The organism is Haemophilus haemolyticus (genome assembly GCF_003493685.1).
Taxonomy (GTDB): domain Bacteria; phylum Pseudomonadota; class Gammaproteobacteria; order Enterobacterales; family Pasteurellaceae; genus Haemophilus; species Haemophilus haemolyticus_O.
The window spans coordinates 1-8,616 of sequence record NZ_QQJW01000021.1; the positions used below are offsets into that span (position 1 = coordinate 1).

Annotated in this window: 10 protein-coding genes; 7 read left to right on the top strand and 3 right to left on the bottom strand. The window is 36.9% G+C overall.

What is annotated here, in order from left to right; translation table 11 throughout:
• The 6 genes from DV434_RS10495 to nusG all read left to right on the top strand — a co-directional run.
• Positions 1–158, top strand: a 158-nt coding sequence (locus DV434_RS10495; RefSeq protein ID WP_463013968.1) for an EF-Tu C-terminal domain-related protein, incomplete at its 5' end; no start/stop codon positions are given.
• Between the two features lie 232 nt (positions 159–390).
• Positions 391–1,689 carry a trigger factor gene (gene tig, locus DV434_RS10500; protein ID WP_118786116.1) on the top strand — a complete coding sequence of 433 codons (1,299 nt, stop codon included), beginning with the start codon at positions 391–393 and terminating at the stop codon, positions 1,687–1,689.
• Between the two features lie 126 nt (positions 1,690–1,815).
• Positions 1,816–2,397, top strand: a complete 582-nt coding sequence (gene clpP / locus DV434_RS10505) for an ATP-dependent Clp endopeptidase proteolytic subunit ClpP (protein ID WP_005639290.1) — start codon at positions 1,816–1,818, stop codon at positions 2,395–2,397.
• 8 nt (positions 2,398–2,405) lie between these two features.
• On the top strand, positions 2,406–3,647 hold the full coding sequence (gene clpX / locus DV434_RS10510; protein WP_118786117.1) for an ATP-dependent protease ATP-binding subunit ClpX: 1,242 nt from the start codon (positions 2,406–2,408) through the stop codon (positions 3,645–3,647).
• Between the two features lie 139 nt (positions 3,648–3,786).
• Positions 3,787–4,200, top strand: a complete 414-nt coding sequence (gene secE / locus DV434_RS10515) for a preprotein translocase subunit SecE (RefSeq protein ID WP_118786118.1) — start codon at positions 3,787–3,789, stop codon at positions 4,198–4,200.
• Between the two features lies 1 nt (position 4,201).
• Positions 4,202–4,759, top strand: a complete 558-nt coding sequence (nusG, locus tag DV434_RS10520) for a transcription termination/antitermination protein NusG (RefSeq protein WP_118786119.1) — start codon at positions 4,202–4,204, stop codon at positions 4,757–4,759.
• Between the two features lie 189 nt (positions 4,760–4,948).
• Here nusG and DV434_RS10525 read toward each other — a convergent pair whose 3' ends face one another.
• Genes DV434_RS10525 through metN form a run of 3 tightly spaced genes read right to left on the bottom strand, consistent with a single transcriptional unit; the run spans position 4,949 to position 7,525 of the window.
• Positions 4,949–5,770 (bottom strand): MetQ/NlpA family lipoprotein, encoded by an 822-nt coding sequence (locus DV434_RS10525; protein ID WP_118786120.1) that lies wholly within the window; start codon positions 5,768–5,770, stop codon positions 4,949–4,951.
• Between the two features lie 38 nt (positions 5,771–5,808).
• Positions 5,809–6,498 carry a methionine ABC transporter permease gene (locus DV434_RS10530; RefSeq protein WP_005629721.1) on the bottom strand — a complete coding sequence of 230 codons (690 nt, stop codon included), beginning with the start codon at positions 6,496–6,498 and terminating at the stop codon, positions 5,809–5,811.
• Positions 6,488–7,525, bottom strand: coding sequence for a methionine ABC transporter ATP-binding protein MetN (metN, locus tag DV434_RS10535; RefSeq protein WP_118786121.1), 1,038 nt, complete (start codon positions 7,523–7,525; stop codon positions 6,488–6,490). The genes DV434_RS10530 and metN overlap by 11 nt, the downstream gene beginning before the upstream one ends.
• Before the next feature lie 175 nt (positions 7,526–7,700).
• On the opposite strand from metN, the gene gmhB reads away from it, so the two are divergent.
• Entirely contained in the window at positions 7,701–8,255 is a 555-nt protein-coding gene (gmhB, locus tag DV434_RS10540) for a D-glycero-beta-D-manno-heptose 1,7-bisphosphate 7-phosphatase (protein ID WP_118786122.1), read from the top strand.
• Positions 8,256–8,616: the final 361 nt, after the last annotated feature.

The following is an 8,616-nucleotide window of genomic DNA, read 5'->3' on the forward strand; positions in this document are numbered from 1 at the left end:
AATTACCAGAAGGCGTGGAAATGGTAATGCCTGGTGATAACATCAAGATGACAGTAAGCTTAATCCACCCAATCGCGATGGACCAAGGTTTACGTTTCGCAATCCGTGAAGGTGGCCGTACAGTAGGTGCTGGTGTTGTAGCGAAAATCATCAAATAATTGATGTATTCTTGAATGTCTTAAAGACAGAAAGAAGACAAAAGAAAAGTGCGGGGAAAATTCTCCGCACTTTTTGTTTATAGGTGATATTTGAAAGTTATCAAAATGTGATTTTTTAATCAGTATTTTATCGACTGGTTAGATTTCTTTCGTTATAATTAAGCGTCTTATTTTATTTAACAAACGTGTTCGGTGTGGATTTTTACCGAGTGCAAATTAATTGAGGTAACAAATGTCATTAAATATTGAAACAACTCAAGGTTTAGAACGCCGTGTAGCGATCACCGTTCCTGCTGAAACTGTATCTAAAGCAGTTCGTGAAGAATTTAAACGTGCATCAAAAAATGTTCGTGTAGATGGTTTCCGTAAAGGTCATGTTCCTGCACACATCATCGAACAACGCTTCGGTGCATCAATCCGTCAAGATGTATTAAACGATTTATTACCACGTCATTTTTTTGATGCCGTGATTGCAGAAAAGATTAATATCGCAGGTCGTCCAACTTTTGGTATTGAAACTTTTGAAGAAGGTAAAGATCTAGTTTTCACCGCAACTTTTGAAGTTTATCCAGAAGTTAAATTACAAGGTTTAGAGAATATTAAAGTTGAAAAACCAACTGTTGAAATCACAGAAGCTGATATTGATAAAATGGTTGATGTGTTACGTAAACAACAAGCAACTTGGGCAGAAACCGACTCTGCAGCGAAAGCAGATGATCGCGTAACTATTGATTTTGTTGGTTCTGTAGATGGCGAAGAGTTTGAAGGCGGTAAAGCATCTGACTTCGTATTATTTATGGGACAAGGTCGTATGATTCCTGGTTTTGAAGATGGTATCGTAGGCCATAAAGCAGGTGAGCAATTCGATATTAATGTAACTTTCCCTGCTGAATACCATGCAGAAAACTTAAAAGGTAAGGCGGCAAAATTTGCAATCACCTTGAAAAAAGTAGAAAACATGGTGTTACCTGAGTTAACAGATGAGTTTGTTGCTAAGTTCGGTCCGAATACTAAATCTGTTGCGGATTTACGTGTAGAAATTCGTAAGAATATGGAACGTGAATTGAAAAATGCATTAGTTTCACGTGTTAAACAACAAGTAATCAACGGTTTAATTGAACAAAATCCAATTGAAGTGCCAGCTTCTGCAGTAGAAGAAGAAATTAACGTATTACGCAATCAAGCGGCTCAACGTTTTGGCGGTAATGCACAACAAGCTGCACAGTTACCTCGTGAATTATTTGAAGCGGAAGCAACTCGTCGTGTTCAGGTAGGTTTATTATTCTCTGAAGTGATTAAATCTAATGAATTAAAAGCTGATGAAGAACGCGTTAAAGCAATGATTGCAGATATTGCATCAGCTTACGAGCAACCGGCTGAGGTTGTTGAATATTATAGTAAAAACGAAGAATTAATGAACAATATTCGTAACGTAGTATTAGAAGAACAAGCAGTGGAAGCAGTACTTGCTAAAGCACAAGTTACAGAAAAAGTTTCTTCGTTTGATGAAATTATGAATCCACAAGCATAATGATTAATTAATATCGTTATGATTGAATAAAAGTGCGGTCGCTCTTTTTAACAAAAGCGACCGCATTTTTATTTGTATGTTATTTAGAGTAAAATAATTAGCAATTTTAGATAAAAAGGTAAGAACATGAGTGTAATTCCTATGGTTGTTGAACAGACTTCGCGTGGCGAGCGTTCATACGACATTTATTCCCGTTTATTAAAAGAGCGTGTGATCTTCCTAAGTGGTGAAGTGGAAGATCGTATGGCAAATCTCATTGTGGCTCAGCTGCTTTTTTTAGAGTCTGAAGATCCAACTAAAGATATAAATATCTATATCAACTCTCCCGGTGGTTCTGTGACCGCAGGTATGGCTATTTACGACACAATGCAATTTATTAAGCCAGATATTCGTACACTTTGTATCGGTCAGGCATGCTCAATGGGCGCATTCTTGCTTGCTGGCGGAACCGCGGGCAAACGAGCAGCGTTACCAAATGCGCGTGTGATGATTCACCAACCTTTAGGTGGTTTCCGTGGTCAAGCATCCGATATTCAAATTCATGCACAAGAAATTTTGAAAATTAAACACACCTTAAACGATCGTCTAGCATTTCATACTGGGCAAAGTATCGAACGTATTGAGAAAGATACAGATCGCGATAACTTTATGTCAGCTGAAGAAGCAAAAGCATATGGTTTAGTTGATGAAGTTTTAATTAAACGTTAAGGAAACACATGTCAGACAAAGATAAAGATTTACATTGCTCTTTTTGCGGAAAAGAAAAAAGCAAAGTAGATAAATTAATAGCTGGTACAGACGGCTATATTTGTAATGAGTGTATTGAACTTTGTCATTCAATGCTTGAAGAAGGTAATGATGAAGGTGTAGACGAAAGTGCGGCAGAAAATGAGGAGAAATTACCTACTCCTCATGAAATTCGCGCTCATCTAGATGATTATGTTATTGGCCAAGATTATGCGAAAAAAGTGCTTTCTGTCGCAGTTTACAATCATTATAAACGCTTACGAACTAATCATGAAAATAACGATGTTGAGCTCGGTAAAAGTAATATCTTGCTTATTGGACCAACGGGTAGTGGTAAAACATTGCTTGCTCAAACATTAGCTCGTCGCTTAAATGTGCCGTTTGCGATGGCTGACGCGACAACATTGACAGAGGCTGGCTACGTCGGTGAAGATGTAGAAAATGTTCTACAAAAGCTTTTACAAAACTGTGAGTATAATACTGAAAAAGCAGAGCAAGGCATTATCTATATTGATGAAATCGATAAAATTAGCCGTAAATCGGAAGGCGCATCAATTACTCGAGATGTATCTGGCGAAGGTGTACAACAAGCATTGTTAAAACTCATTGAAGGTACAGTGGCTTCTATTCCACCTCAAGGCGGTCGCAAACATCCGCAGCAAGAAATGGTGAAATTGGATACGTCAAAAATTCTCTTTATCTGCGGTGGCGCATTTGCGGGATTAGATAAAATTATCAGTAAACGTACACAAACAAGTACGAGTATCGGTTTTAGTGCGAAAGTAGAAAAGGATGAAGAGGAAAAGTCTCTTTCTGAATTATTCCGCCAAGTAGAACCAGATGATTTAATGAAGTTTGGTTTAATTCCGGAATTTATTGGGCGTTTACCCATGATTTCTCCGCTAAGTGAATTAGATGAAGAAGCCCTTGTGCAAATTCTTACACAGCCTAAAAATGCCTTAACTAAACAATATCAAGCTTTATTTGGACTTGAAAATGTGGAGTTAGAATTCACTCCAGAAGCTTTAAAAGCAATGGCGAAGAAAGCGCTTGAAAGAAAAACCGGCGCACGTGGTTTACGTTCTATTGTCGAGGCTGTATTACTTGATACGATGTATGATTTACCATCTATCGAAAATTTATGTAAAGTAGTCGTGGATGAAAGTACCATTGTAGATAATACTGCTCCAAAATTAGAATATCATTCTTAATAGAAAAGTGCGGTTGTTTTTCCTTATGTTTTCTATTTTGCTTGATGATTTTCAATAGGCAAGGCGAAAAGAAAATGCTACAATCGCACGTTCTTATAACTTTATTCTTATTTTCCTAAGTAAATAACGGATTCAATTTATGGCAACTGATGTTGATAAAAAGAAAAATGTACCAGAGACGGTGGTAGACGGTAAATCTAAAGGATTAAATACCCTTCTTTGGATTTTAGTCGCAGTCTTTTTTGCGGCAGCTGCAATTGGTAATGTTTATTTCCAAAAAGTATATTCATTACCTATTCGTGTAGTGGGTGTCGTCATTGCATTAGTGATTGTTTTTGCATTTGCAGCAATTACTAATCAAGGTACAAAAGCTCGTACATTCTTTAAAGATTCAAAAATAGAAGCGCAAAAAGTGGTATGGCCAAGTCGCCAAGAAGCGCGTCAAACTACATTAATCGTAATTGGGGTAACAATCATTGCATCCTTATTTTTCTGGGCGACAGATTCGATTATTGTGACAGTAATTAATTTCTTAACTGATTTGAGATTCTAAAATGACTGAAGAAACAACTGTATCAAAAAAACGTTGGTATGTATTACAGGCGTTTTCTGGTTTTGAAAGCCGAGTGGCTTTAACTTTGCGTGAATACATTAAACAGCAACAAATGGAAGACCAATTTGGTGAAGTGTTAGTTCCAACTGAAGAAGTCGTTGAGAATGTTGCAGGTAAACGCCGTAAAAGCGAACGTAAGTTTTTTCCAGGCTATGTGCTCGTAGAAATGGAAATGAATGATGAAACATGGCACTTGGTGAAAAGTGTTCCGCGTGTTATGGGGTTCATTGGTGGTACACCTGATAAACCATCGCCAATTTCTAAACGAGAAGCCGATACTATTTTAAACCGTTTAGAACAAACCACAGATAAACCGCGTCACCGCAATGAGTATCATCCTGGTGAAGAAGTTCGTGTGGCTGAAGGTCCATTTGCAGACTTTAATGGTACAGTAGAAGAAGTAGATTATGAAAAAGGTCGCTTAAAAGTTTCTGTATCAATCTTTGGTCGTGCTACACCTGTTGAACTAGAATTTGGTCAAGTAGAAAAAATACATTAATCCTTGATTAAGGATAATTAAAAAAATTACCGCACTTCTATAGTGCGGTTTTTTCATGCCCTGAATTTATCAAGGTATTGTTACTTGTGTGATCTTTAATTTTAGGAAATTAATTGGTCGTAGAAGATAAGATATAAAAAATCCCTTGCAGAGCAAGGGATTTAGTAATGAGTTAAAGTGCGATAGAAATTACCAACCTTTTACAACACCATCTTTAAAGTGTTTTTTAGCTTCTTGGTAAACTTCTTCTGTTTGGTAAGATTTTACGAAATCTTGAACAGCTTTGCTGTCTTTGTTATCGGTACGAGAAACGATAATGTTCACATATGGAGAATCTTTATCTTCTACAAATACACCGTTATCTTGTGCATTTAAGCCCACCTGGCCCGCATAAGTATTGTTTACTACAGCTAAATCAACATCGTCTAATGCGCGTGCCGCAACAGAAGTATCTACTTCAGTGATGTTTAATTTTTTCGGATTTTCAACAATATCTAATACAGTTGAAAGAAGGTTATTTGAATCTTTTAATTTGATTAAACCTTGTTTTTCAAGAAGAATTAATGCACGGCCACGGTTTGTTGGATCGTTAGGAACAACAACTTTAGCACCTTCTTGTAATTCACTTACATTTTTGATTTTTTTAGAATAACCCGCTAATGGATAGACGAAAGTATTACCCACGATGACTAAGTTATTTAAATTTTTCGCTTTTGCATCTTCATCTAAATAAGGTTTATGTTGCATTGCGTTTGCATCTAAATCACCTTTAGATACAGCTTCATTTGGTAATGCATAGTCATTGAATTCAACGAATTGAACGTCTAAACCATATTTTTCTTTAGCGACTTTTGCTGCAATTTCTGCAACTTGGTGCTCAGGACCAGACATTACACCGACTTTGATTTTAAGTGGTGCAGCTGCAGCTTCAGGTTTTTTGTCTTCTTTACAGCCTGTTAAAACGAGAGCTGATGCGATTGCAGTGATTGCAAAAAGTTGTTTTAATTTCATAGGATTTCCTTCCTGTTTAAGTTAAGAGTTGTGTTTAATTAACGATGATCCACTTTTTTAGCCAGTGTATCGCCGAGTTTTTGGCTAATCATAACGAATAGCACAATAATAATGGTTGCCACCCAAGTGACATAAGGCATATTGCGATATACGCCGTAGTTGATAGCGAGGCTACCTAAGCCACCGCCGCCTTGCGTCCCCGCCATTGCAGAGTAACCAACTAAAGTGACCAGCGTAAGCGTGATACCATTAATGAGTGTAGGTAGTGCTTCTGGCAAATAGAATTTACGAACAATCTGCCATTTAGTAGCCCCCATTGCTTGAGCAGCTTCGGTTAAACCATTTGGGATTTCCATTAATGCATTAGCAGTTAAGCGAGCAACGAATGGCATCGCACAAATACTTAATGGAATAATTGCTGCCGTTGTACCTAATACAGTTCCCACGATGAAACGTGTTACAGGTAATAAGATTAAGAGCAAAATAATAAATGGAATGGAACGCCCAATATTAATAATCGTGTTTAACACAAAATGAGTGCGGTTATTTTGTAAAATCTCATTTTTTCCAGTTAAGAAAGTCCATACGCCAACAGGCACGCCGACTACTACAGCAAGTAAAGTAGATGCAAAGCTGATATAAATAGTTTCATAAGTTGCTGTTGCGACAACACCCCACATTTGAGGTGTTAATTGCTGGCTGAATGTTGCCAAAAAATCATTGAACATAACCAAGCACCTCCACGCGCACGTTGTTTTCCATTAAATAAACTTTGGTTTGCGTAATGGCATCTTCATCGCCTTCTACTTCAGCAATGGTATAACCAAATTTCACGCCTCCAGCATAATCAATTTGTGAGGTTAAGATACTGAGCTCCACGCCAAATTTTTTTGATGCTTGAGAAAGTAACGGCGCATCAACTGAGCGACCCGTAAACTCAAATTTGATAATTGGATACGCTTTGCTGTGTTTCGGCGTATCAGTAAGATTTTCCAAATATTCATCAGGTAGACTGATGTGGAAGGTCGAACGAATAAACTCTTGTGCTAATTCTGTTTTAGGGTTTGCAAAAATTTCACCGACAGTACCTTGTTCAACTAGGCGACCTTGATCAATGACAGCAACTTGATCACAAATCTGTTTAACAACTTCCATTTCATGAGTAATCAACAAAATCGTAATACCTAAAGTGCGGTTAATTTCTTTTAATAATTTCAGAATAGATTGCGTCGTTGCAGGATCTAATGCGCTAGTTGCTTCATCACATAATAAGACTTTAGGATCGCTCGCTAAGGCGCGTGCAATGGCTACACGTTGTTTTTGCCCACCAGAAAGATTACTTGGGTAAGCATCACGTTTTTCACTTAAACCAACAAGCTCTAAAAGTGCGGTAATTTTTTCTTGGATTTTTGCTTTTGACTCACCTTCTAATTCTAAGGGTAATGCCACGTTTTCAAATACAGTGCGAGAACTCAGTAAATTGAAGTGCTGAAAAATCATTCCAATTTGACGACGAGCACGTACTAACTCGCGATCAGAAAGTCCTGTTAATTCTACGCCATCAACAATAACGGAACCGCTTGTCGGTTTTTCTAATAAATTCACACAGCGGATTAATGTACTTTTTCCTGCGCCAGATGCACCAATTACGCCGCAAATTTGACCTTTTTCTATGTTTAATGAGACATTATCAAGCGCAGTCAATTTCTTGCTAGGCAGCTCAAAAATCTTCGTTATATTGCTTAGCTTAATCATATAAGCCCTTTTTATTTGCTATTTTTAAATCTATTTCGGTATTCTAGACGTCTAGATTGCTATGTCAATATGTCAGATTATCTTTTTTAGAAAGATTGGTTATGAGTTATATTTGCTAATTGCTTGGATTAAATAGATAATTTTCGTCAATTTGATACATATGAAAGGTAAGAGAATGAATAAAGCTATTTTTTTAGATCGCGATGGCACGTTAAATATTGATTACGGTTATATACACGAAATTGATAACTTTAAGTTTATTGATGGTGCGATTGATGCATTGCGAGAATTAAAGAAAATGGGATATATGTTGGTGTTGGTTACCAATCAATCTGGAATTGCGCGTGGTTATTTTTCTGAAGAGCAGTTTTTACAGTTAACAGAATGGATGGATTGGTCATTGGCTGAACAAGATGTGGATTTGGATGGTATTTACTATTGTCCACATCATCCCGAGGGAAAAGGCGAATATAAAGAAGACTGTGATTGCCGGAAACCTAAATCTGGCATGCTATTGCAAGCGATCAAAGAATTAAAGATCGATCCTACTCAATCTATTATGGTTGGAGATAAAGTCGAAGATCTAAAAGCGGGAATTGGCGCGAAGGTGAAAATGAACGTATTAGTTCGTACAGGTAAACCAGTAACAGAGGAAGGCGAGAGAGTAGCTGATTATGTGTTAGATTCTATTGTTGATCTTCCGAGACTTTTAAAACGATTAAAAAAATAGCTCAAAATATCTATATTTTGTTCTAATCGCTTGTGCTTTAATCAAAAGATCATTTTTTTTAATATTTTTATAAAAAGTACTTGCAAGGGATTTGAAAATCCCTATAATGCACCGCACACAACGACGCACTGTTGTGAAATTTTTAAGTTTACAAGTGCGTCGTTGTTTTTTGCTCTTTAACAATGTATCAGACAATCTGTGTGGGCACTTGTTGATTGACTTGTTTTAAAAATATTTTTAATTTTGAAGTCTTAATAGGTGCTTAACTGAAAATTCATCATTACTTTTTTAAGTAGTGTTTTATTTATAGCTAAGCAGTTTATTGAGCGATTGAACTTGAATTGAAGAGTTTGATCATGGC